Source organism: Streptomyces uncialis, assembly GCF_001905345.1.
GTDB lineage: Bacteria > Actinomycetota > Actinomycetes > Streptomycetales > Streptomycetaceae > Streptomyces > Streptomyces uncialis.
Genome location: NZ_LFBV01000001.1, coordinates 1279007 through 1303379 on the forward strand (window position 1 = coordinate 1279007; position 24373 = coordinate 1303379).

Sequence of the window (24373 nt, forward strand, 5' to 3'; positions counted from 1 at the left end):
CCATGGACGTCATCTCCGTCATCCGCGCGAAGCGCGACCGCGAGGAGCTGAGCGACGCGCAGATCGACTGGGTCATCGACGCCTACACCCGGGGCACGGTCGCCGACGAGCAGATGTCCGCGCTGGCCATGGCGATCCTGCTCAACGGCATGAACCGCCGCGAGATCGCCCGCTGGACCGCCGCGATGATCGCCTCCGGCGAGCGCATGGACTTCTCCTCCCTGTCCCGCCCCACCGCGGACAAGCACTCCACCGGCGGTGTCGGCGACAAGATCACCCTGCCGCTCGCCCCGCTGGTCGCCGCCTGCGGCGCCGCCGTCCCGCAGCTCTCCGGCCGGGGCCTCGGCCACACCGGCGGCACCCTCGACAAGCTGGAGTCCATCCCCGGCTGGCGCGCCCTGCTGTCCAACGAGGAGATGCTGTCCGTCCTCGACGGCGTCGGCTCCGTGATCTGCGCGGCGGGCGACGGTCTCGCCCCCGCCGACAAGAAGCTGTACGCCCTGCGCGATGTCACCGGCACCGTCGAGGCCATCCCGCTGATCGCCTCGTCGATCATGTCCAAGAAGATCGCCGAGGGCACCGGCTCCCTGGTCCTCGACGTCAAGGTCGGCACCGGCGCGTTCATGAAGACCCTGGACGACGCCCGTGAGCTGGCCGCCACCATGGTCGGCCTCGGCACCGACAGCGGCGTCCGCACGGTCGCCCTGCTCACCGACATGTCCACCCCGCTCGGGCTGACCGCGGGCAACGCCCTGGAGGTCCGCGAGTCCGTCGAGGTCCTCGCGGGCGGCGGCCCCGCCGATGTCGTGGAACTGACCATCGCCCTGGCCCGCGAGATGCTGGACGCGGCCGGGCTGCGCGACGCCGACCCCGAGAAGGCGCTCGCCGACGGCTCCGCGATGGACGCCTGGCGCCGCATGATCGCCGCCCAGGGCGGCGACCCGGACGCGGCCCTCCCGGTCGCCCGGGAACGGCATGTCGTCACCGCGCCCGCGTCCGGTGTCCTCACCCGGCTCGACGCCTACGGCGTCGGCGTGGCCGCCTGGCGGCTCGGCGCCGGCCGGGCCCGCAAGGAGGACCCGGTGCAGGCGGGCGCCGGGGTCGAGCTGCACGCCAAGCCCGGTGACCGGGTCGCCGAGGGCGCCCCGCTGATGACCCTGCACACCGACACCCCCGAGCGCTTCGAGTACGCCCTCGAATCGCTCACGGGCGCGTACGACATCGGCACCGGCGAAGGCTTCGCCCCGTCCCCGATCGTCCTCGAACGCGTCTCCTGACCCCGCGCCGGGAGAACCGGCCCCCGCCCCGATGCCGTCCTTCCCCGAAGGGCGGCATCGCCGCGTACGGGGGACCAAGGGGAGGACGCGGACCGGTGATGGCCGTCTCGCTGGTCCGGATGCTCCATGTGACACAGCGGCCCTGACCGGTGGCCGGCCGCCGGAATCCGGTGGAGGCGGGCCGCCCGGGGCGGCGATGATGACGGGATGACCGAACGTACGAAGCCCGTCGAGGCGCTGCTCGTGGTGGATGTCCAGGTGTCCACTGTCTCCGGCCCGAGGGCCGTGCCCGGCGCGGCCCGGCTGCTGGACCGGACGGCCGATCTCCTCGCGCGGGCCCGCGCGGCCGGGGCGCTCGTCGTCCATGTCCAGAACGACGGGCCCGCCGGATCGCCCGACGCCACCGGGACGCCCGGCTGGGAACTGCACCACCCCGTGGGCGACGGCCCGGGGGAGACGGTGGTCCGCAAGTCCGAGGCCGACGCCTTCGCCGGGACCCCGCTGGCCGGTCTGCTGTCCGGCGCCGGTGTGCGGGCCGTCGCGGTGTGCGGGGCGATGTCCGAGATGTGTGTCCAGGCGACGGCCCGGACCGCCCTGGCACGCGGCCACCGGGTGGTCCTGCCGTACGACGCCCACGCCACGCAGAACGTCCCGGCGGCTCCCGGTATCAGCGACGAGATCCCGGCCGCGACCGTCTCCCGGGTCGCCGCGTGGGCCCTCGGCGGCGGGGCGGAGATCACCGCCCCGGCCGCCGCCGTCACCTTCACGGCCCCGCCCGGCCGCCCCGGACCGCGGCAGCCCACCGGACCGCGGTAACCCATCGGGTCGGCACGGGGCGCCGGGCCGGACACCGGTACGGGCACCCCGGCTCGCGGTACGGCTGTCCCGGCCCGAGGTACGGGCATCCCAGCTCGCGGTACGGACGCCCCGGCCCGAGGTACGGACGCCCCGGCCGCCGCCGTACGGATCAGGAGCGCGGGGCGCTGAAGTCGGTGCCGCCGGTGTACACGGAGAAGTCCCGGGGCTCTCGGCCCAGTGCCCGCCGCACCCCGTCGCCGATCGCGGCGCTGCCGTCCGCGCGGATGTGCTGGAAGAGATACAGCAGCAGATCCGCCATCTCCTGCGGCACCCCCGCCGCCTTCTGCTCCGCCAGGTACTCCTCGTCGGTCAGCGCGACGAAGGTCAGCGGACGGCCCGCCGCCGCGGAGATCTCGGCGACGGCCTCCCCGAACGTCAGCGCGCGCGGCCCCGACAGCACGTACTTCTGGCCCGCGTGCCCGTCCTCGGTCAGCGCCACGGCCGCGACCTCCGCGAGGTCGTCCAGATCGACGAACGCCTCCCGGCCCTCCCCGGTCGGGAGCCGCAGCTCACCGGCGGTGAGGAGCGTGTTGACGAACGGCGCCTCGGTGAAGTTCTGCGCGAACCACGCGGGCCGCAGGATCGTCCACGCGAGCCCCGACCCGGTCACCGCGTCCTCGACGGCCAGCCCCTCGCGGCTGCCGTTGTCCAGCTCCTCCCACACCCGCGCCGACAGCAGCACCAGCCGCTCCACGCCCTGATCCGCGGCGAGCCGGACGAACGCGCGGACCTGGTCGGGTGCCTCGGGGCTCTCGGAGTCCACGAGATAGACGGCCCGCGCTCCGTCGATCGCCGCCTCCCAGGTGTCCGGGTCGGACCAGTCGAAGCGGGTGTCGCCGCGGCGGGAGGCCGGGCGCGCGGTGTGGCCGCGCCGGGTCAGTTCGGCGGCGACCCGGCGGCCGGTCTTGCCGGTCCCGCCGAGGACGAGGACCGGAGCGGTGGAGGAGGCGGATGAGCTCGTTGTGTTGGTCATACGGATCAGTGAACCCCCGACGGGCGGGCGGCACGATGGCTGTTGCGCTCGATTCGATGTCCGATCGTCCCACCGCCCCTAGACTCACCCGTATGGATGACGCGCTGACCACCCTGCTGCACGACGTCCGGCCCCGCGGTGCCCTCTTCGACCGGTCGCTGCTCCGGCCGCCTTGGTCGCTGCGCTTCGAGGAAGGCACCCCGCTCGCGCTGCTCACCATGCTCAGCGGCCGGGCGTGGGTCACCTCCGTGGGCCCGGCGGACGGCCCCGGCGGCGCGGAGCCCGTCCCGCTGGACCCGGGGGACGTGGTGATCGTCGTCGGCTCCGACCCGTACGTCGTCGCCGACGACCCCGCCACCGCCCCCCTCGCCGTCGTCCACGAGGGGAACCGCTGCACCACCCCCGACGGGGCCCTCCTGCTGGACGATCTGCCGATGTGCGGCGGTGACCCGGACGCGCTGGACGACCTCCCGATGTGCGCCGGGGACACGGACCCGGCCGACCTCGCCGGGGCGCCGGCCGGCCGCCCGCACGGTGTGCTGCTCAAGGGGACGTACCAGGTGGCGGGCAGTGTGTCGGCGCGGGTGCTGGACGCGCTGCCGAGGATCGCCCGGATCCCGGCGGTCCCGGAGGGCCGTCCGGCCCTGGAGATGATCTCCCGGGAGATACGCAGGGACGCCCCCGGTCAGCAGGTCGTCCTCGACCGGCTGCTGGATCTGCTGCTGGTGTCCGGGCTGCGCGAGTGGTTCGAACTGCCCGAGGCGCGGGCGCCGTCGTGGTACCGGGGCCACGCCGACCCCGTCGTCGGCCGCGCGCTGAAACTCATGCACGGGGAACCGGCCCGCCCATGGACGGTGGCGTCGCTCGCCACCGCCGCCGGGGCGTCCCGGGCCCGCTTCGCCCAGCGGTTCACCGAACTGATGGGACAGCCCCCGATGACGTACCTCACGGAGTGGCGTATCTGCCAGGCCGCGGATCTGCTGGCGCACACCGACGACACCGTCGAGGCGGTGTCCCGCCAGGTCGGCTACGCCAACGCGTACGCGCTCAGCGTCGCCTTCAAACGCACCATGGGCATCCGCCCCACCGAACACCGCAGGACCGTCCACCGCTGACCCGCGCGGCGGCACCCGGAACCACGGCCCGGGGCGGGGCACGCGGAACCACCTGGGGGCACGAACGGGCATGCCCGGACCCGCACCGGCCCCGGGCCGCCGATGAGTTACCGGCGCACCCCGGGTCTACCGTGCGTGGACGAACCCGAACCCCCTGCCCCGATACTCCCGGTCACCCCCGCCGGCGAGGAGGACCTGTCACGGCTGTGCGACTTCGCGCGCTCGCTCCTCGCGGCCACGGGCGCGACGGAAATCGTCTGTGACGCGTCGGCCCTGCCCCCGGACCTCGCCGCCGTCAACGCCCTGGCCCGGCTGGAGCTCACGGCCCGCCGCGCGGGCGCCCGGATCGTCGTACGCGACCCGGACCCCCTGCTGCGGAACCTGCTCGAACTCGTCGGCCTACCGCTCCAGATGGAGGGGCAGGTCGAACAGCGGGAACCACCGGGCCGTGTCGAGGAAGGTCGTGATCTCCACGATCCTGCCCGCTGAGATCTCCACCACCTGGAGCGCCCACGGCTCGAACCGGCCCGGCGTCTGCGTCGGGTGGTACTGCGCGAACGCGGGCGTGCCGTTCGCCACGGTGGGGACCAGCAGCGAGCCCCGGCAGACCGAGCCGTGGCCGAGCATCCAGCCACTGATCTCGTCGTGCCCCTGGAGCCACAGGTCGTAGGGCGGCATGGACAGCACCGCGTCGTCATGGAGCAGCGCGGTCAGCTTCACCATGTCGTAGCCCTCGAACGCCTCGACATACTGCTTGAGGAGCTTCTGCTGCTCCTCGTCGGCGGGCTGCGCCTGGTCCGACTCGCGGATGTCCGCGGCGGAGAGGGTGGAACGCGCCCGCTGGAGCGCGCTGTTGACGGAGGCGACCGAGGTGCCGAGCAGATCGGCGACCTCCTGCGCCCGCCAGGCCAGCACCTCGCGCAGGATCAGCACGGCCCGCTGCTTGGGCGGCAGATGCTGGAGCGCGGCCATGAACGCGAGCCGCACCGACTCCCGGGCCACCACGGCGCGTTCCGGATCGGCCGTGTCCGGCAGCACCCGGCCGTCGGGCGCGGGCTCCAGCCAGGTCGGCTCGGCGCGCTCCTTCAGGACGGCGGTCGCGTGGTGCTGCGGCTCGCTGAGGTCCATGGGGCGGGCGCGGCGGTTGCCCGCGTTCAGCATGTCGAGGCAGACGTTCGTGGCGATGCGGTACAGCCAGGAGCGCAGCGACGAGCGGCCCTCGAACTTGTCGAAGCTGCGCCAGGCGCGGACCATCGTGTCCTGCACCGCGTCCTCGGCCTCGAACGACGAGCCCAGCATGCGGTAGCAGTAGCCGGTCAGCTCCACCCGGTGCTTCTCCAGCCGGGCGTCCAGCTCGATCGTCGCCGTACTGTCAGTCATGGTCCAGCCCACCCCTGTGGTGTGTCCGTCGCCCGTGTGCGGCGCCAGCAAGGGGGAACGTACAGGACCGCACTGACAGTCCGGGCTGACCTGCGGTTCCGGCTGCGCGCGGGCCCGGTTGCCCGTAGCCTGACCGGTCGGCCACCGCACCCGCGCAGCACCCCGGACACCCGTTCCGGTGCCGGTCCCGGTGCCCGTCTCAGTGCCGGGCCGCCATCACGGGCGCCGCCCGCCCGGCCCGCACCGACCCGCCCAGGCCCGACCCGCTCCGGCCCGACCCGCCCAGGCCCGATCCGTCGCGTCCCGCAGAGCCCTGGCCCGAACCACCCTGGCCCGATCCGTCGCGTCCCGAACCACCCTGGCCCGAACCGCTCCGGACCGCGCCGCCCCGGGCCACCGCCGCGTCCCGTCGTACCCGCTGTTCGACGCGGGCGGCCCGGGTGCCCAGCAGGGTGATCGCCACGACGCCCGTCACCGCGAGCAGTCCGAGGGCGACGGCCGCCGCCCAGCCCCCGGCGTGGAACGCCAGCGCGCCGAGCGTGCTGCCCGCGCTGGAGCCCAGGTAGTAGGCGGACTGGTAGAGCGCCGACGCCTGGGCCCGGCCATGGGTGGCGGTCCGGCTCACCGCCGCCGACGCGACCGCGTGGCCCGCGAAGAACCCGGCCGTGATCAGCACCAGTCCGGCGAGGACCGGTATCAGCGACCCGGCGAGCGACAGCAGCAGCCCCGCCGAGGTGGTGCCCCCGGCCAGGTACAGCGTGCCTCGCCTGCCGAGCCGGGCGACGAGCCGTCCGGCGGCGGCCGAGGAGACCGTACCGACCAGATAGACCAGGAAGATCGAGCCGACGACGCCCTGCGGCAGCGAGAACGGCGCCTCCGTCAGCCGGTAGCCGATGACCGTGTACACCGCGCCGAACACCGTCATGAACAGCGCGCCGATCGCGTACAGCCGCCGCAACAGCGGGTCCGAGAGATGGTCCCGGACCGTACGGCCGAGGGCCCGGGGGCTCAGCGGCGCCGGGGTGAAGTGCCGGGGCGCGGGCACCAGGGCGCGGAAGGCCACCGCGGAGACCACCGCGAGCAGTCCGAGCACCCCGAGCGCGACCCGCCAGCCCCATTCCTGGGCGACCCAGCCGGTCACGACCCGGCCGCTCATCCCGCCGATGCTGTTGCCCGCGACGAACAGTCCGATCGCGGCGACCAGTGCCCTGGGCCGTACCTCCTCCGCGAGGTACGCCATCGCGGAGGCGGGCACACCGGCCAGCGCGGCGCCCTGCACGGCCCGCAGCGCGATCAGCGCTTCGAGTGAGGGCGCGAACGGGATCAGCAGCGAGACCGCCACGGCGACCGCGAGGGACACCGTCATCAGGGTCCGCCGCCCGAACCGCTCGGACAGCGCGCTCAGCGGCAGGACGAACAGCGCCAGCGCGCCGGTCGCCGCCGACACCGTCCAGCTCGCGTCCCCGGCGCCGACCGCGAAGTCGGCGGAGATCAGCGGGAGCAGGGCCTGCGTCGAGTAGAGCAGGGCGAAGGTGGCGACCCCGGCGAGGAACAGCGCGAAGCTCATCCGGCGGAAGCCGGGCGCGCCCGGCGCGCGCCGGCGGTCCTCGCCGGCGCGCGGGACGGGAGCGGCGGGCGCGGTGGAGGCGGGGGCGGGGGAGTCGACGGCGGGGACGGAGGAGGCGGCCGCTCCGGCGGTCGCCGGGGTTGACCCGGCGAACCGTGCGACCGCCCCGGTACTGGCAGCAGGCATATGCCGAACGTACGGCCGCCCGCTTCATGCGTCCAATGCATGGAACGTCCATAATCGATCCCATGGAGCATAAGAACAGCTCACGGGCGCGTCTGTCACCGTCCAGTGACACAGAAGACATCGTCGCGCTGCTCGCGCCCCGGCTCGCGTACTTCGCCGGGGTCGCCCGCACCGAGCATGTGACCCGCGCCGCACAGGAGATGCAGGTCCCCCAGTCGACGCTGTCCCGCGCGATGGTCCGGCTCGAAGCGGACCTCGGAGTGGACCTCTTCGCCCGCCGGGGCCGGACCGTCGCCCTCACCCCGGCGGGCCGTACGTTCCTCGCCTCCGTCGAACGCGCCCTCGCCGACATCGAGCGCGCCGCCGAGGAGGTCCGCGCCGACGCCGACCCGACGGGCGGGAAGGTCGCCTTCGGCTTTCTGCACACCCTGGGCACCGAGACCGTCCCCGGACTGATCCGCGGCTTCCGCGCCGACCACCCCCGGGTCCGCTTCAGCCTGGTGCAGAACTACGGCGAGGCCATGCTGGAACGGCTGCGCGCCGGTGAACTGGACCTCTGTCTGACCTCGCCGGTGCCCGACGCCCCCGATCTGGAGGCCCGCCGCCTCGACGAGCAGCGGCTGCGCCTCGTCGTCCCCGGTGACCACCGGCTGGCGGGCCGCCGCCGGATCAGGCTCGCCGAGGCCGCCGACGAGACGTTCGTGACGCTGGAGCCCGGCTACGGGCTGCGCCGGATCACCGACGATCTGTGCGCGGCGGCCGGGTTCCGCCCCCGGATCGCCTTCGAGGGCGAGGAGGCCGAGACCCTGCGCGGTCTGGTGCAGGCGGGCCTCGGCGTCGCGCTGCTGCCCCCGCCGACGGTGGCGCGGCCCGGGGTCGTGGAGCTGACGGTGACGGCGCCGCGCGCGGTCCGCGAGATCGGGGTGGCCTGGCTCGCGGGCGGCGGCCCGGACACCCCGCCGGTCGCCGCGTTCAAGCGGTTCCTGCTGTCCCGCCGGGGCCATCTGCTGCCCGAGTGAGCGGCCGGCGGCCCGGCGCCCCGGTCGGCAGCCAGACATCGGCCGGACGGGCCGCCGCGTGCCGGGTGACGTACGCGACGAGCCGCCGCAGCCCCGGATGCCGGTTGCCGGTGTGCCAGAGCAGCGACCACGGGTAGACGGGGGTGGGTGACACCACCGGTACGCGCCGCAGCCGCCGTCCGGTGAGCCCCACCAGCCGGGTCCCGCGCCCGACGAAGGTCAGCAGCGCCGGCGACCCGGCGAGGGCGTCCAGCAGCGCCTCGATACCGAAGTCGGGCCCGGTGGGGTCGATGGTCAGCCCGAACGCCCCGGCGAGCTCGGCGTAGAAGGCGCCCCATTCGCTGCCGTCCACGATCCCCGGCACCCAGCAGGTGTACGGCACCAGGTCCGCCGGGGTGACGCAGGCCGCTTCCGCCAGGGGATGCCGTTCCCCGACGACCACCTCCAGGGCCTCCAGCAGCACCGGGACGGCGGTCAGCCGGGCGTCGGTCTCCCGCACCGGCCGCCGGGGATACCCGAACGCCGCGTCGATGTCCCCGTCCAGCAGGGCCCGTACCGCGTGGTCCGCGCCGCGCAGGGCGGCGATCTCCAGGGGCAGTTCGCGGTGCGCCTCGTGGAAGGCGCGCAGCAGCGCCGCGGAGGCGACCCGGTTGTCCAGGACGTCGACCCGCAGCGGCCGGGCGGGGTGGCGGACCGACGCGACGGCGTGCCGGATCGCGGTGAGCACCGCGCGGGCGTGCGGCAGGAACGTCCGTCCGTCGGCGGTCGGTTCGGCCCCGGTCGGCAGCCGGTGGACCAGCACCACGCCGAGTTCGTCCTCCAAGGCGGCGATCCGCTTGGACACGGCCTGCTGGGAGATCCCGAGCCGGTCCCCGGCGTGCCGGAACTGCCCCTCCTCGACGACCGCGACAAAGGCCCGCAGGAACTCCGGATTCATCCGGCCGAAACTACCAGCCGCGCCGCCCGACAACCGCTGGTTGTCGGCCGGACGCCTTCCGTTGTTTGATCACCGGCTCCGGTACGGGTTCCCTGGGGCGCGCACTCGTCCCCTTCCGCCGCGATTCCGCCGAATCCTGTTCCGCCAGGAGCGCGTATGCCCCGTCATTTCACGCATTTGCACGTCCATACCCAGTATTCGCTGCTGGACGGTGCGGCGCGGTTGAAGGACATGTTCCACGCGTGCGACGACATGGGGATGTCGCATATCGCGATGACGGACCACGGGAACCTGCACGGGGCGTACGACTTCTTCCATCAGGCGACGAAGGCGGGCATCACGCCGATCATCGGGATCGAGGCGTATGTGGCGCCGGAGTCCCGGCGCGACAAGCGGAAGATCCAGTGGGGCCAGCCGCACCAGAAGCGGGACGACGTCTCCGGTTCGGGCGGTTACACCCACAAGACGATCTGGGCGGCGGACGCGACGGGGCTGCACAACCTGTTCCGGCTGTCCTCGGACGCGTACGCGGAGGGCTGGCTGACGAAGTGGCCCCGGATGGACCGCGAGACGATCTCGAAATGGTCCGAGGGCCTCATCGCCTCGACCGGCTGCCCCTCGGGCGAACTCCAGACGCGGCTGCGGCTGGGGCAGTTCGACGAGGCGCTGAAGGCGGCGTCCGACTACCAGGACATCTTCGGCAAGGACCGCTACTTCCTGGAGCTGATGGACCACGGCATCGAGATCGAGCGCCGGGTCCGCGAGGGGCTGCTGGAGATCGGGAAGAAGCTCGGCATCCCCCCGATCGTCACCAACGACTCCCACTACACCCACGCCTCCGAAGCGGTCGCCCACGACGCGCTGCTCTGCATCCAGACCGGCAAGAACCTCTCCGACCCCGACCGCTTCCGCTTCGACGGCACCGGCTACTACCTCAAGTCCACCGACGAGATGTACGCCATCGACTCCTCGGACGCCTGGCAGGAAGGCTGCGCCAACACCCTCCTCGTCGCCGAGCAGATCAACACCGAGGGCATGTTCCAGCAGCGGAACCTCATGCCGAAATTCGACATCCCCGAAGGCTGGACGGAGATCACCTGGTTCAAGGAAGAGGTACGCCGAGGACTCGCCCGCCGCTTCCCCGGCGGAATCGCGGAACGCTATGAACGCCAGGCCGCGTACGAGATGGACATCATCATCCGGATGGGATTCCCCGGCTATTTCCTGGTGGTCGCCGATTTCATCATGTGGGCCAAACGGAACGGTATCGCGGTGGGCCCGGGACGCGGTTCCGCGGCGGGTTCCCTGGTGTCGTACGCGATGGGCATCACCGACCTCGACCCGCTGGAACACGGGCTGATCTTCGAGCGGTTCCTGAACCCCGAGCGGGTCTCGATGCCCGATGTCGACATCGACTTCGACGAGCGCAGGCGTGTCGAGGTGATCCGGTACGTCACCGAGAAGTACGGCGCCGACAAGGTCGCCATGATCGGTACGTACGGCACGATCAAGGCGAAGAACGCCATCAAGGACTCCGCCCGCGTCCTCGGCTACCCGTACGCCATGGGCGACCGCATCACCAAGGCCATGCCGCCGGACGCGGGCGGCAGAAGCATCGAGCTCGCCGGGATCACCGATCCCGCGCATCCCCGCTACGCGGAGGCGGGCGAGGTCCGGGGGATGTACGAGAACGAGCCGGACGTGAAGAAGGTCGTCGACACCGCGCGCGGGGTGGAGGGCCTGGTCCGGCAGATGGGCGTCCACGCCGCCGGCGTCATCATGTCCAGCGAACCGCTGACCGACCATGTCCCCGTCTGGGTACGGCATTCCGACGGCGTCACGATCACCCAGTGGGACTATCCGAGCTGTGAGTCGCTCGGCCTGCTGAAGATGGACTTCCTCGGGCTGCGCAACCTCACGATCATGGACGACGCCGTCAAGATGGTGAAGTCCAACAAGGGCATCGACATCGATCTCCTGGGGCTCGCGCTCGACGACCCCAGGACCTTCGAACTCCTCGGCCGGGGCGACACCCTCGGCGTCTTCCAGTTCGACGGAAGCGCGATGCGCTCGCTGTTCCGCCTGATGCGCCCCGACCAGTTCGAGGACATCACGGCCGTGACCGCGCTCTACCGGCCGGGCCCGATGGGCATGAACTCGCACACCAACTACGCCCTGCGCAAGAACGGCCGGCAGGACATCACCCCCATCCACCCGGAACTCGAAGAACCCCTCAAGGAGATCCTCGACCTCACCTACGGCCTGGTCGTCTACCAGGAACAGGTCCAGCGGGCCGCGCAGATCCTCGCCGGATACTCGCTGGGCCAGGCGGATCTGCTGCGCCGGGCGATGGGAAAGAAGAAGAAGGAGGTCCTGGACCGGGAGTTCGTCCCCTTCCGTGACGGCTGCCGGGCGCGCGGCTACTCCGACGAGGCGGTCCAGGCGGTCTGGGACGTCCTGGTGCCGTTCGCCGGATACGCGTTCAACAAGGCCCACGCGGCCACGTACGCGCTCGTGTCCTACTGGACGGCGTACCTCAAGGCGAACCATCCGGCCGAGTACATGGCGGCGGTGCTCACCTCGGTGAAGGACGACAAGGACAAGTCCGCGGTCTACCTCAACGAATGCCGCCGGATGGGCATCAAGGTGCTGCCGCCGGACGTCAACGCGTCGCTGTCCGACTTCACCGCGCACGGCGACGACACCGTCCTGTTCGGGCTGTCCGCCGTACGGAACGTGGGCGCCCCTGTCGTCGAGGCGATCGTCCGCGCCCGCGAGTCCAGGGGGAAGTACACGTCCTTTCCCGACTACCTCGACAAGTCCGAGGCGGTCATGTGCGCCAAACGCGCCACCGAGTCCCTGATCAAGGCGGGCGCGTTCGACGCCCTCGGCCACACCAGGAAGGGACTCACCGCCCGCTACGAACCGCTGGTAGACGCGGCCGTCTCCGTCAAACGCCGCGAGGCGGAAGGCCAGTTCGACCTCTTCAGCGCGGACGGACCGGACACCGCCCCCGGCACGCTTCCCGCGCTGGACCCGGACTTCCCCGCGCAGGAGTGGGAGAAGCCGTATCTGCTCGCCCAGGAGCGCGAGATGCTCGGCCTCTATGTCTCCGACCACCCGCTGTTCGGGATCGAACACGTCCTCGCGGAACGTTCGGACGCCCCGATCGCGCGGCTCACCGGCGGCGAGCACCCGGACGGGGCGGTGGTCACCCTCGGCGGCATCGTCTCCGGTCTGCAACGCAAGATGACCAAGCAGGGCAACGCGTGGGCGATCGCGACCGTGGAGGACCTCGGAGGGTCCGTCGACTGTCTGTTCTTCCCCGCCACCTACCAGTTGGTGGGGACCCGGCTCGTGGAGGACGCCGTCGTCTTCGTCAAGGGACGGCTGGACAAACGGGAGGACGTGCCCCGGCTCGTCGCCATGGAGCTGACGGTCCCGGATTCGACGGCCCTCGGCGCGGACGCGCCGGTCCGGCTGGCGATCGAGGAGTACCGGGTCACGGGTCCCTCGGTGCGGCGGCTGAAGGAGATCCTGCGGTCCCACCCCGGTCCCGCCGAGGTCCAGCTGAGGGTGACGGGCCGGACCCGGACGACCGTCTACCGGCTGGGCCCCCGGATCGCCCCGCGCCCGGAGTTCTGGGCGGACCTCAAGGCCGCGGTGGCGGTCACCCGCTGGGGATGAGCCGTCCGTGTGGACCGCAGTTGAGCCACCGGACGCGTCCGTTCCACCGGTCCGTCACGGCACCCCGCGTCCGGCGTACCACGCACCGCCGTACGACCCCCCGACTGCTGGGACGCCCGTCGCCCACCGGGACCACACACCCCTCAACCGTTTCGCGCTCAACCATCGGGTGAGGTGAATCGGGCGGGTTCCTCCGTGTTCCTGAGTGTCCGAAACCAGCGGCGACACCGTCAACCGGCCGAAATATGCTGGTGCTTGGTCTAGACCATGTTGATGACTCCGCCTCTCCCCACGACAGACCGAGGCACCCCCACCCCTGGAGTGAACATGCGTAGGAAATTGAGTACGTCCCTGCTCGGGATAGGCCTGGCCACGGCGGCGCTCTTCGCCGCCACCGGCAGCGCGCAGGGCCATGGCTACGTCGACTCGCCCATCAGCCGCTCGGGAGTGTGCGGCAACGGTTCCGTGCAGAACTGCGGCCAGATCGAATGGGAGGCGTGGAGCGTCGAGGGGTACAAGGGCTTCCCCGGGCGCGGTCCCGCCGACGGCCAGCTCTGCGCGGGCGGCAACGGCCGCTTCTCCGAGCTGGACGATCCCCGCGGGGGCAACTGGCCCGCCACGAACGTGTCCGGCGGGCAGAGCTACACCTTCAACTGGCGGATCGTCGCACGCCACGCCACGACCGACTTCCGCTACTACATCACCAAGAACGGCTACAACCCGGCCAAGCCGCTCACCCGGGCGGACCTGGACCCCCAGCCCTTCCTGACGGTGCCCTTCAACGGCCGCCAGCCCGGCGCGACGGTCACCCACTCGGGTGTGCTGCCGCAGAAGACCGGCAAGCACCTGATCCTCGGGGTGTGGACGGTCCACGACACGGAGAACGCGTTCTACTCCTGCTCGGACGTCAAGTTCTGACGCCCCCCTGACAGAACCACCCGATCCCGGGGCCCGCCCACCACACCCACGCCAGGGCGGGCCCTTTTTTCATGTCCGGGGGCCGCATTCGCTTGCGCTTCTGGGTCTGTCCGGCTGGGCGTACTTCGTTCCTGTGCCGTCGCTCGGTGGGTTTGCGCAGTTCCCCGCGCCCCTTTGGGGCGCGTTCTGTTTGTTCTTCGGGTCGGTGCCGGTCGGGATTCTCCGTCCTCGATCCGACACGCTCGGTACGACGTCCAGCGGAGCTACTGAAGAGCATCGGAGTCTGCGAGCAGAGATTCCCGCCCACCCCCTCCCGCAGCAGCGCGACTGCGAGAGGAAGGGGGTGCCCCTTAAGGGGCGCGGGGAACTGCGCAAAAACGAGGGCGGCCCGCACCCGGAGAACAACCGATCGGGGCAGCATCCAGGGGCGCGGGGAACTGCGCACCCACGGACGTACCCGCACGGGAACAAGTACGCCCAGGTGGGGAACCTCAGAAGCGCAAGCGAAGGCGGCCTGCGGGGAACTGCGCAAAAGACGAAGGTGGACCCGCACCCGAAGAGCGACCGAGCGGGGCAGCACCCAGGGGCGCGGGGAACTGCGCACCCACGGACGTACCCGCACGGCAACAAAGTACGCCCAGGTGGGGAACCTCAGAAGCGCAAGCGAAGGCGACCTGCGGGGAACTGCGCACCCACGGACGGCCCGCACGGGGACAAGTACGTCCAGCCGGACGGACCCCGGAAGCGCGAGCGAAGGCGACCTGTCAGGGTTTTCGGAGGGTGCGGCCGAAACCGGAGGCGAGGGGCATCCGCAACCCCAACGGCGGCGGAGCCGCGAACGCGTCGGCCACCGGCCGGGAGAACGCCGCCCCGAACAACGTCCCCAGCACGAAATCCGCGGACAGCGCCAGCACCTCCGCCCGGTACTGCCGCAGCCCGTGCCCGTCCGCGTGCACCTCGAACCGGCAGATGTCCCGGTTCACCTTCTTCACCCGGGCCGCCAGCCGGAACGACCGTTCGGGATCGGTCCGCCCGTCATGCGTACCGTGCACGATCATCACCCGCCGCCCCGCGAGCTGCTTCACCGGCTCGGGCGCCCCCGCCATGTCCTCCGCCGGCAGCCACGGTGCGATCGACAGCACGGAGCCGACCGCCGGATGCCCCGCGGCACGCAGCGCCGCGCGGCCCCCCATCCCGACCCCCGCCAGACAGACGGGCACGTCCCCGTACCGCCGTACGACCTCGTTGGCGGCCCACTCCGCGTCCCCGGCGAGCCCCGCCCGCTCACCGTTCCAGCCGCGTACCCGGTAGCGCACGACATGGGTGGCCAGCCCCTCCGGGCCGCCGCGCCGGGCCAGGTGCCCGCTCAGCGCCCGGACCGTCCCCGCGGCCAGCGGGGAGGGGCGCCGCTCGGAGACCTCCTCGCCGCCCGGCAGCAGCAGGACGACCCCGCTCACGGCTTCGCCCCGGGGCCCGCGTACCTTGCCCAGCCGCGCGGTGTGCTCCGCCCCCGCTCCCAGTCCCATGACAGAACAGTGTCAGAAGTGGTGGTGCGCACCACACGTCCTTGGGGTCACCTTTACGTATCGGCGACCGCGGCCCACTCGGCATCTACGCGCGTAGGACGTAGAGTGACAAGATGACGAGCCAGACCAGTCAGCACCCCGAGACCCCCAGCGCGGACCAGATCCGCCGGGCTCCCAAGGTCCTCCTGCACGACCACCTCGACGGCGGCCTGCGCCCCGGGACCGTCGTCGATCTCGCCCTCGCGACCGGGTACGACGGACTCCCCGAGACCGACCCCGACAAGCTCGGCGTCTGGTTCCGCGAGGCCGCCGACTCCGGCTCGCTGGAGCGGTACCTGGAGACCTTCGCGCACACCTGTGCCGTCATGCAGACCAAGGAGGCCCTGTTCCGGGTCGCCGCCGAGTGCGCGGAGGACCTCGCCGAGGACGGCGTCGTCTACGCCGAGGTGCGCTACGCCCCCGAGCAGCACCTGGAGAAGGGCCTCACCCTCGAAGAGGTCGTGGAGGCCGTCAACGACGGATTCCGCGAGGGCGAGCGCCGGGCCAGGGAGAACGGCCACCGCATCCGGGTCGGCGCCCTGCTCACCGCGATGCGGCACGCGGCCCGCGCGCTGGAGATCGCGGAGCTGGCCAACCGCTACCGCGACCTCGGGGTCGTCGGCTTCGACATCGCGGGCGCCGAGGCGGGCTTCCCTCCCACCCGCCACCTCGACGCCTTCGAGTACCTGAAGCGCGAGAACAACCACTTCACCATCCACGCCGGTGAGGCGTTCGGGCTGCCGTCCATCTGGCAGGCCCTCCAGTGGTGCGGCGCCGACCGCCTCGGGCACGGCGTCCGGATCATCGACGACATCCAGGTCGCCGAGGACGGCACCGTCAAGCTCGGCCGGCTCGCGTCCTACGTCCGCGACAAGCGCATCCCGCTGGAGCTGTGCCCGACCTCCAACCTCCAGACGGCCGCCGCGTCCTCGTACGCGGACCACCCCATCGGGCTGCTGCGCAAGCTGCACTTCCGGGCCACGGTGAACACCGACAACCGGCTGATGTCCGGCACCAGCATGAGCCGCGAATTCGAGCACCTGGTCGGCACGTTCGGATACACGCTCGACGACATGCAGTGGTTCACCGTCAATGCGATGAAGTCGGCGTTCATTCCTTTCGATGAACGTCTGGCCATGATCAACGACGTGATCAAGCCCGGATACGCCGAGCTGAAGTCCGCATGGCTGTTCCAGCAGACCGCTTCCACCAGGGGTTCTTCCTCCTCCTAGCGGAAAAGACGCTTAGCGCGGGCGGCCGGGTGAATCAACACTCCGGCCGCCCGCGCGTGTTTGCGGCGACCGTGTGCCCTGGTTACGTTTCTTGACCGCTCGTCCCGTCATTTCCGGCGGTCATCGGCAACGCAGACCGCTGTACCGCGCACGCTCGCGCACGCACACACTCAAGGACGCGATTTCACGATGAAGCAGACTGCCGCCAGGACCCTTGGTGCCGCCGCCCTCGGCGCGGCCATCGCCGCCACCGGCGCCGGTGCCGCGAACGCCGCCGCGCCCACCGCCACGGCTCTCGACGGTGTCACCAGCACCCTGCCCCTCGGCGACGCCACCAAGGCCCTTCCGCTGGGCGACGCCACGAAGATCCTCCCCCTCGGCCAGCTGACCCAGCTGGTGCCCGACACCCGCTCGGTGGAGGCCGCGAAGACCGCCCTCGGCACCACGGCCGCCACCGCCCAGCCCACCGTCACCCAGGCCGCGACCGGCGCCGTGCCCGCGCTGGGCCTCCTCGGCGGTCTGCCCCTGAAGGGGCTGCCGATCAACGGCATCCCCCTCGGCTGATCCCGCGCGCGGGGGACGGGCCCGCCGACGAAGGTGTCGGCGGGCCCGTCCCCTTGCCTGTGCGTGTCCGGCGGCTACCAGGCGTGCTGCGTCGCGGTCTTCTCGTTCGGCAGGAAGAACCACAGCGCCAGGTACAGCAGGATCTGCGGGCCGGGCAGCAGGCACGAGACCACGGTGGCGATGCGCACGGTCGTCGCGGAGAGGCCGAAGCGCCTGCCCAGCGCCGCGCACACGCCGCCGATCATCCGTCCGTTGGTGGGGCGGGCCAGGGCGGTCATGGGCTGCTCCTTCGTTGGCTGTCCGCGGTACGGGTGCACCGGCTCGTCATCGGGTTCCCCCGATGTACCGGGCCGAACCGATGACCCCAACGCTACGGGCGGGAAGCGGGCAAAACGTCGCTCTGCGGGGCGATCCCGACCCTGGAAATCGTCGGGGTCGGACCCTGAGCGCGCTCCTCCCGGCGGAGGGGGGCCGGCCGGGGCCGCTCCACCCCGCGGCGGAGCCGGGCCCGGACGGCCGGCACCACGACGAGATGCGTGAGCGCGACACCCAGGGTGTTCAGCAGCAGCGAGTCGACGTCCACGACCTGTCCGGGCACCCCGGTCTGGAACAGCTCGATGCCGAGCGACAGCAGGGCCGCGACCGTCACCGTGCGCAGCAGTGACCCCCACGGGGAGACATGGAGCCGTCCCCCCACGGCCGGCAGCAGGAATCCCAGCGGGGCCAGCAGCGTCAGCGCTCCGCCGATCTGGCGGGCCGCCGTCCGGGGGCCCAGCGCGAGGTCCGCCCTGATCCCGGCGAAGGGGTGGAGGTTCGGTGCGCTGACCCAGGGGACGTCCAGGGGGCGCAGTGTTACCCACCCCACGAGGAGGAGGTGGGCCAGCAGGAGGACCCCTCCTGCCGCGCGGATGCGGAAGCCTTTGCGCTGCACGCAGGGAAGGACGACACCTTCCCGCCCATCGGTTCCGTCCCGCCCAGCGTGTCCCCCGTCACGCAACGCCTTCGCTCGCGCTTTCCAGGTCCGTCCGGCTGAGCCCACTTGTCCCTGTGCGGGTCGCCTTCGCTCGCGCTCCCGAGGTCCGTCCGGCTGACCGCACTTGTCCCTGTGCCGTCGCTCGTGGGGTGCGCAGTTCCCCGCGCCCCTGGATGCTGCCCCTTCGGGCTTGTTCGTCGGGTGCGGGTCGCCCTCGTCTTTGCGCAGTTCCCCGCGCCCCTTGGGTTGCGCCCCTTGCGGTTCCCGTTCGCGTGCGGATGGCCCTTGGTTGCTCGCGCAGTTCCCCGCGCCCCTTTGGGGGCGCTCCATTGCTGCTGTTCTCAGTCTGCGGGGGCGGGGTTGGACCATCCTCCTCGTGCAGGCGCTCGGCTGCCGAAGGGGGTGGGCGGGAATCTCTGCCCGCAGACTCCGATGCTCTTCAGTCGGGCAAGAGGGACGTCGTACCGAGCGTGTCGGATCGAGGACGGAGAATCCCGACCGGCCCCGCCCCAAAGGACCGGCAGAACGCGCCCCAAAGGGGCGCGGGGAACTGCGCGAGAACGAGGGCGAACCTGCACCCGAGAAGCGACCGCAAGGGGGCAGCATCCAGGGGCGCGGGGAACTGCGCACCCACCGAGCGACGGCACAGGAACAAGTGCGCTCAGCCGGACAGACCTCACAAGCGCAAGCGCAGGCGACCCGCACGGGGACAAGTGGGCTCAGCCGGACAGACCTCGGAAGCGCGAGCGAAGGCGTTACGTGGGGGTGAGGACCGTGTGCGGGGGCTCGTGGGTGCCGGGGCGGGAACGGACCTCCGGGGTGCACTCGTAGGTGCGCAGCGGATCGTCCCCGGGCCCCCCGAGGATGACCCGCCCGTCCCGCGACGCCGCCGCCGAGTTCGCCAGCGTGCACACCAACTGCGCCAGCGCGAACTGCGACAGATCGTCCACCGGCGCGCTGATCCGCAGCGCGTCGTCGGGATCGCTGCCCCGGGGCCCCGACACGGTGAGCCCGCCCCGGACGTCCGTCGTGTACCCGGCCTGCCGCTCCGCCGCTGAGGGCGCCCGTTCCAGCTGGGTGAGGAGGGCCTGGGCCACCCGGCCCCGGTCCTTCTCGGAGGTCTGGCCCGTCGGCAGTTCCACGGTCCGGTCGACGGTCACCAACTGCGTCGAGCACAGCAGGAACACCTGCACGGGGATGCCCCGTACCGGATGCGCCGCCGCGCCCGGCTCCGACAGCGCGCACGGCGCCCGGGACGGCGCCGGTCCGAAGTCCGTCGGCACGCCCGTCGTACGGATACCGCATCCGGTGACCAGCAGGGCCACCAGCGACACCGCTCCCACGGCGGCCCTGCGCCGCCCCCACGCCGTCACCGGGCACCGCCCTGCGGGTCGGGCACCCCGGAGGGTCCGCTCGTGTCGGAGACGTCACGGGGCAGCCGCAGGGTGAACACCGCTCCCCCCTCGGGTGCGTTGGCGGCGGTCAGCTCCCCGCCGTGGATATGGGCGTTCTCCAGCGCGATCGACAGCCCGAGCCCGCTGCCCTCCGAACGCGGCCTGGACGCGCTGGCCTTGTAGAAGCGGTCGAAGACATGCGGCAGCACCTCCAGCGGGATTCCGGGACCGTGGTCGCTGACCTCGATCAGTACGTCGTCGGCGCCGTCGGTGACATCGGTGCGCACCGCGATCCGTACCGGCGAACCGCCGTGCTTGAGCGCGTTGCCGATCAGGTTCGCGAGGATCACGTCGAGGCGCCGCGGGTCGAGCCGTGCCATGATCCCGCGCGCCGCGTCCAGTTCGACGGCGTCCAGCCAGGCGCGGGCGTCGATGCAGGCGGTGATCTGGTCGGCCAGGTCCACGTCGTCGAGGACCAGCCGCGCGGTGCCCGCGTCGAAGCGGGTCACCTCCATCAGGTTCTCCACCAGGTCGCCCAGCCGCCGGGTCTCGCTCACCACGAGCCGTACCGCCGGTTCGATCATCGGGTCGACGCTGCCGGTCTCCGCGTCCAGTTCCTCCTCCAGCACCTCGGTGACCGCGGTGATCGCGGTCAGCGGGGTCCGCAGTTCATGGGACATGTCCGCGACGAACCGGCGGGACGCCTCGTCCCGGGCGCTCATGTCCGCGACCCGCTTCTCCAGGGCCGCCGCGGCCTGGTTGAACGTCCGTGACAGTTCGGCGAGTTCGTCGGTGCCGGAGACCCGCAGCCGGGTGTCCAGCTTGCCCTCGCCGAGCCGTCTGGCGGCGGCGCCCAGCCGGTGCACCGGTCTGAGGACGGTCGTCGCGGCGGCCTGCGCCAGCAGCGCGGCCCCGATCAGCGCCAGACCCGTCGCGATCCCCAGTGACCAGGCCAGCGAGTTGAGGTCCTTGGCCTCGGGCTCCAGCGACTTCAGCATGTAGCCGGTCGGCCCGCCGCCGATCAGCCGGGTCCCGGCCACCAGGTACGGGGTGTCGTCGTCGGAGATCCGCTGCCAGTACAGGTGGTACGGCGACTTGTTGGTGGACGACAGCCGCTGGCGCTGGTCCACGGCCTCGCGCAGCGACTCCGGTACGTCGGAGAGGGAGAAGGTGTCCAGGTCGGAGTTGCCGACAACGGTGTCCCCGACCGCGTCGCGCGCTATCAGCAGCACACTGAAGTGCTGGTTGCTCGTCGCCATCTGCCCGGCGGTGTTCTCCAGCTCGGTCTGGGTGGGACGGCCCGGCAGGGCGCCCGCCCGGTTCTGCATCTCCTGCTGGAAGTCGTTCAGCGCCGCGTCCTGGGCGCGGGTGAGCACCGCTTCCCGGTTCAGCCAGTACGCGATCCCCGACGCCGACACCGCCGCCGTCAGCGCCACCAGGGCGAACACGAGGACGAGCCGCAGCCGCAGACTGGTGAACCGCATCCCCAGGGACACCGCCCGGCGCGTACGGGCCCAGCCGCGCGGTGTGCCGGTGCCGGCACCCTTCCGGTCGCCGGGTCGCCCGGCCTGGTCACGCTCTGCGGTCACTGAGGACTGTCCAGCCGGTAGCCGACCCCTCGCACCGTACGGATGAGCGTCGGGGACGACGGGACGTCCTCGACCTTGGCCCGCAGCCGCTGCACACACGCGTCCACGAGCCGGGAGTCACCGAGGTAGTCGTGCTCCCACACCAGCCGCAGCAACTGCTGCCGTGACAGCGCCTGACCGGGCCTGCGGCTCAGCTCCAGGAGCAGCCGCAGTTCGGTCGGGGTGAGTTGCAGGTCCTCGCCGTTCTTGGTCACCGTCATCGCGGCCCGGTCGATGACCAGGCTGCCGAAGGTCGCGGAGTCCGTCGACTCGCGTTCCCCCCGGCGCAGCACCGCGCGGATCCGGGCGTCGAGCACCCGGCCCTGCACGGGTTTGACGACATAGTCGTCGGCGCCGGACTCCAGTCCGACGACGACGTCGATGTCGTCGCTCCGCGCGGTCAGCAGGATGATCGGCAACTGGTCGGTGCGCCGGATACGGCGGCACACCTCGAATCCGTCGATGCCCGGCAGCATCACGTCCAGCACGATCAGGTCCGGCCGCTGCTCACGCAGGAGCTGCAAGCCGTCCTCGCCGGTGGCAGCGGTGGCCACCCGGTGACCCTGGCGTGTCAGAGACAGCTCCAGGGCCGTACGGATGGCGTCGTCGTCCTCGATCAGCAACAGGGAAGGCACGGGCCTCATTCTGTCCCATAGCACGGTGGGGTTTCGACTGCCGGGGCCCGTCCGCTCCCCGGCGCCCCGCGCGCACGCCCCGCCGCCCGGTCCGCCTGAGCGCCCCGGACCCCTGTGACAGGCCTGTGACAGTCGGCGGACACCGCCATGAAGTGCCCCCGGCAGGATTCTGGTCATCGCAGGGAACACGGGGGAACACCACCGACGGGGGGCGCGAGATGAACAAGCCGCACGGCATCACCGCGAGCGCGGTCGTCACGCGTCTTCACGACGGCGGACGGGGGAACGGTTCCATCGAGAAGGCCGGTGCCGTGAGCGGGCGGGGGTGCGCTCGCGGCACCGGGCGTCAGCACACCGCCTATATGACGGTGGTCGACGCGCCGAACGGGGGCAGGGCGCACGGGGAGGCCACGGGGGAGCGCAGGACCGAGCCGAGCGCCGAGCAGGCGTTCACGGCGTACGTCCAGGAGCGCCGGGCCTCCCTGTACGCCACGGCGTACCACCTGACCGGGGACCGCTTCGAGGCGGAGGACCTGCTCCAGAGCGCCCTCTTCTCGACATACCGGGCCTGGGACCGGATCAGCGACAAGGCCGCCGTCGGCGGCTATCTGCGCCGCACGATGACGAATCTGCACATCAGCGCCTGGCGGCGGCGCAAGCTCAACGAGTACCCGACCGAGGAGCTGCCGGAGACGGCCGGCGACACGGACGCGATGCGCGGCACGGAGCTGCGCGCGGTCCTGTGGCAGGCGCTGGCCCGGCTGCCCGAACTCCAGCGGACGATGCTGGTCCTGCGCTACTACGAGGGCCGCACCGACCCGGAGATCGCGGAGATCCTCGGCATCAGTGTCGGCACGGTGAAGTCCAGCATCTGGCGCTCCCTGCGCCGGCTGCGTGAGGACCAGGTCCTCAGCTTCGGCCGTGACGAGGAGGAGTCCTTCGGCGAACTCGTCGCGTAGCGGCGGACCGTCGAAGGGCCCGGTACCGGGCCATCGGGGGAGGCACGGCACCGGACGGGGGGAAGAAGTACCCCACGGGGGTGGGAGCACGATCGGGGGTACGGGGGGAAGACGCGCCCCACGGCGGGGGATGCCGGGGGAGCGGGTCCGTCGGGGGACGGACCGCACGGGGGACGTGGACCCACCGGGGGGTGGGAACACGGGGGAGATCGGCCCGACGGGAGAGCGGTGACCACCGGGGGGTGGGAGTCGCGGGGGCCGTGACAGGAGAAGCAGGACCGGAGGCCGGGGGGTCTTCCCGGTCCTGCTTCTTCGCGTTTCCGGCGGTTTCGCCCGGTCCGTCACCGGTGTGTGCCGCCAGGCCGGGCCGTCCTGCGGTGGGCGCTATCCGGCGGTGACGGGCACCGGCTCGTCCAGCAGACCGCGCTGATGGATCAGGACCCCGGCGTGCAGCCGGGTACGGGCGCCGAGTTCATGCATCAGCTCCGAGATCCGCCGCTGGCAGGTCCGCGGTGAGATGCCGAGCCGCCGCGCGATGGCCTTGTCGTCATGGCCGTTGGCGAGCATCCGCAGCAGCGACCGGTTGAGGGTGTCCGACACCAGCCGGATCTCGTCGCGGTCATAGGTCGGACGGAACGGATCGGCGGTGTCCCAGGACCCCTCGAAAGCCTCCGCCACGAAATGCACGAGATCCGGATCGCGGACCAGCAGCGCACCCCGGGAATTGTCGGCGAGGGGTATGACGGCGGCGCTGCGGTCGTAAACTATCGCCCGCTGGAATCCGCCGGTCGTGGTCCGTACTTCGGCGCCGCCCTCGGAAATGCGCTCCACGTATTCCCGGGTGGGCTGATCGAATCGCGCGGTGTGCTGGTAGAGCGTCCGCATCCGCGCCCCGCGGTCGAGCACCTCACGGTCGCGGCGGGCGGCCTCGCGCAGCACCCCGACATCCCGGGCGCCGCCCGGCTGCGAGGTGATGACCTCGGTACGGCACTGCTCGGCGAGCTGGCCGAGGACCCCGCGCACGGTGTCGAGGTCGTCGATGCGCTGGATCTCGGGCCCGGACTGTTCCTCGGGGAGGTTCGCCCGGTACAACGGCAGCAGACTGTGCATCTGCTGCCGGATCTGCTCCAACTCGTTCTGTCTTGATCGAAGTTGCTCGTCGTACGGGGCGAGGAGCTGAAGGGACGCGGACAGCGGGTTGACCGCGACATAGGTGGCGCGGCAGCCATGGGCGGACAGCAGCAGCCGCAGGTCGACCAGGTCGCGCACGGTGCGCTCGGCCTCCTCGCGGGTGATGCCCAGCTCGCGGACGCATACCTCGGCGTCGACGAAGTCGCTGTGCAGCGCGAGTTCGTACACACGGTTGGCGAGCGTCCCCGCCTGAGGGACCTCCGGGAGATCCCTTATGTCGCTGTTTCCCATGCCCTGTCACCCCTCCAGTTTGCGCCTGGCATTACTTGGAGCCTATGCGAGAAAGGCGAACAGAAGGTTTCTGTGGTGATGTTG

At 71.8% G+C, this 24373-nt stretch carries 21 protein-coding genes; 10 read left to right on the forward strand and 11 right to left on the reverse strand.

Going from position 1 to position 24373, the window contains the following annotated elements; translation table 11 throughout:
- Positions 1-2 precede the first annotated feature (2 nt).
- The gene (locus tag AB852_RS05495; protein ID WP_073784097.1) at positions 3-1277 is read left to right on the forward strand and encodes a thymidine phosphorylase; all 1275 of its coding nucleotides are present in this window, start codon (positions 3-5) and stop codon (positions 1275-1277) included.
- Positions 1278-1484: 207 nt separating this feature from the next.
- The gene (locus AB852_RS05500; RefSeq protein ID WP_073784099.1) at positions 1485-2093 is read left to right on the forward strand and encodes an isochorismatase family protein; all 609 of its coding nucleotides are present in this window, start codon (positions 1485-1487) and stop codon (positions 2091-2093) included.
- A gap of 151 nt (positions 2094-2244) precedes the next feature.
- Here AB852_RS05500 and AB852_RS05505 read toward each other — a convergent pair whose 3' ends face one another.
- Positions 2245-3108 (reverse strand): NAD(P)H-binding protein, encoded by an 864-nt coding sequence (locus tag AB852_RS05505; protein WP_073784101.1) that lies wholly within the window; start codon positions 3106-3108, stop codon positions 2245-2247.
- Between the two features lie 92 nt (positions 3109-3200).
- Here AB852_RS05505 and AB852_RS05510 point away from each other — a divergent pair, with 92 nt between their 5' ends.
- A complete protein-coding gene (locus tag AB852_RS05510; protein ID WP_073784103.1) occupies positions 3201-4223 on the forward strand; it encodes an AraC family transcriptional regulator in 1023 nt (340 codons plus the stop codon).
- Positions 4224-4358: 135 nt separating this feature from the next.
- Complete coding sequence (locus tag AB852_RS05515) at positions 4359-4712, forward strand: STAS domain-containing protein (protein ID WP_245876610.1); 354 nt, start codon at positions 4359-4361, stop codon at positions 4710-4712.
- Here AB852_RS05515 and AB852_RS05520 read toward each other — a convergent pair.
- Both AB852_RS05520 and AB852_RS05525 read right to left on the reverse strand, forming a co-directional pair.
- A complete protein-coding gene (locus tag AB852_RS05520) occupies positions 4623-5603 on the reverse strand; it encodes a sigma-70 family RNA polymerase sigma factor (protein ID WP_073785484.1) in 981 nt (326 codons plus the stop codon). The two genes, AB852_RS05515 and AB852_RS05520, sit on opposite strands and share 90 nt — an antisense overlap.
- A 199-nt stretch (positions 5604-5802) precedes the next feature.
- The gene (locus AB852_RS05525) at positions 5803-7356 is read right to left on the reverse strand and encodes an MFS transporter (RefSeq protein ID WP_245876611.1); all 1554 of its coding nucleotides are present in this window, start codon (positions 7354-7356) and stop codon (positions 5803-5805) included.
- 62 nt (positions 7357-7418) lie between these two features.
- Between AB852_RS05525 and AB852_RS05530 the strand changes: the two genes are divergently transcribed.
- Positions 7419-8375, forward strand: coding sequence for a LysR family transcriptional regulator (locus AB852_RS05530; RefSeq protein ID WP_073784107.1), 957 nt, complete (start codon positions 7419-7421; stop codon positions 8373-8375).
- On the opposite strand, the gene AB852_RS05535 is transcribed toward AB852_RS05530, so the two are convergent.
- Entirely contained in the window at positions 8329-9312 is a 984-nt protein-coding gene (locus AB852_RS05535; RefSeq protein ID WP_073784109.1) for a LysR family transcriptional regulator, read from the reverse strand. The genes AB852_RS05530 and AB852_RS05535 overlap by 47 nt on opposite strands.
- Before the next feature lie 156 nt (positions 9313-9468).
- On the opposite strand from AB852_RS05535, the gene dnaE reads away from it, so the two are divergent.
- Together dnaE and AB852_RS05545 are read left to right on the forward strand one after the other, a co-directional pair.
- Positions 9469-12999, forward strand: coding sequence for a DNA polymerase III subunit alpha (gene dnaE / locus AB852_RS05540; RefSeq protein ID WP_073784111.1), 3531 nt, complete (start codon positions 9469-9471; stop codon positions 12997-12999).
- A gap of 327 nt (positions 13000-13326) precedes the next feature.
- Entirely contained in the window at positions 13327-13917 is a 591-nt protein-coding gene (locus AB852_RS05545; protein ID WP_073784114.1) for a lytic polysaccharide monooxygenase auxiliary activity family 9 protein, read from the forward strand.
- 764 nt (positions 13918-14681) lie between these two features.
- Here AB852_RS05545 and AB852_RS05550 read toward each other — a convergent pair.
- On the reverse strand, positions 14682-15443 hold the full coding sequence (locus tag AB852_RS05550; protein ID WP_073784117.1) for a prolyl oligopeptidase family serine peptidase: 762 nt from the start codon (positions 15441-15443) through the stop codon (positions 14682-14684).
- A gap of 113 nt (positions 15444-15556) precedes the next feature.
- Here AB852_RS05550 and AB852_RS05555 point away from each other — a divergent pair, with 113 nt between their 5' ends.
- The gene (locus tag AB852_RS05555; protein WP_073784119.1) at positions 15557-16714 is read left to right on the forward strand and encodes an adenosine deaminase; all 1158 of its coding nucleotides are present in this window, start codon (positions 15557-15559) and stop codon (positions 16712-16714) included.
- A 189-nt stretch (positions 16715-16903) separates the two neighbouring features.
- Positions 16904-17278, forward strand: a complete 375-nt coding sequence (locus AB852_RS05560) for a hypothetical protein (RefSeq protein WP_073784122.1) — start codon at positions 16904-16906, stop codon at positions 17276-17278.
- A gap of 74 nt (positions 17279-17352) precedes the next feature.
- Here the strand turns inward: AB852_RS05560 and AB852_RS05565 are convergent, their stop codons facing one another.
- The 5 genes from AB852_RS05565 to afsQ1 all read right to left on the reverse strand — a co-directional run bounded on the left by AB852_RS05565 (position 17353) and on the right by afsQ1 (position 21908).
- Positions 17353-17556, reverse strand: a complete 204-nt coding sequence (locus tag AB852_RS05565) for a PspC domain-containing protein (RefSeq protein WP_073784124.1) — start codon at positions 17554-17556, stop codon at positions 17353-17355.
- A 92-nt stretch (positions 17557-17648) separates the two neighbouring features.
- A complete protein-coding gene (locus tag AB852_RS40540; protein ID WP_073784126.1) occupies positions 17649-18209 on the reverse strand; it encodes a VanZ family protein in 561 nt (186 codons plus the stop codon).
- Positions 18210-19006: 797 nt separating this feature from the next.
- On the reverse strand, positions 19007-19624 hold the full coding sequence (locus AB852_RS05575; RefSeq protein WP_073784128.1) for a hypothetical protein: 618 nt from the start codon (positions 19622-19624) through the stop codon (positions 19007-19009).
- Positions 19621-21234 (reverse strand): ATP-binding protein, encoded by a 1614-nt coding sequence (locus AB852_RS05580; RefSeq protein WP_385926458.1) that lies wholly within the window; start codon positions 21232-21234, stop codon positions 19621-19623. The genes AB852_RS05575 and AB852_RS05580 overlap by 4 nt, the downstream gene beginning before the upstream one ends.
- Complete coding sequence (gene afsQ1, locus AB852_RS05585) at positions 21231-21908, reverse strand: two-component system response regulator AfsQ1 (RefSeq protein ID WP_178390938.1); 678 nt, start codon at positions 21906-21908, stop codon at positions 21231-21233. The genes AB852_RS05580 and afsQ1 overlap by 4 nt, the downstream gene beginning before the upstream one ends.
- A 218-nt stretch (positions 21909-22126) precedes the next feature.
- Here afsQ1 and AB852_RS05590 point away from each other — a divergent pair, with 218 nt between their 5' ends.
- On the forward strand, positions 22127-22867 hold the full coding sequence (locus tag AB852_RS05590) for a SigE family RNA polymerase sigma factor (protein ID WP_073784132.1): 741 nt from the start codon (positions 22127-22129) through the stop codon (positions 22865-22867).
- A 384-nt stretch (positions 22868-23251) separates the two neighbouring features.
- Here AB852_RS05590 and AB852_RS05595 read toward each other — a convergent pair whose 3' ends face one another.
- Positions 23252-24289 (reverse strand): helix-turn-helix transcriptional regulator, encoded by a 1038-nt coding sequence (locus AB852_RS05595; RefSeq protein WP_073784134.1) that lies wholly within the window; start codon positions 24287-24289, stop codon positions 23252-23254.
- Positions 24290-24373 lie beyond the last annotated feature (84 nt).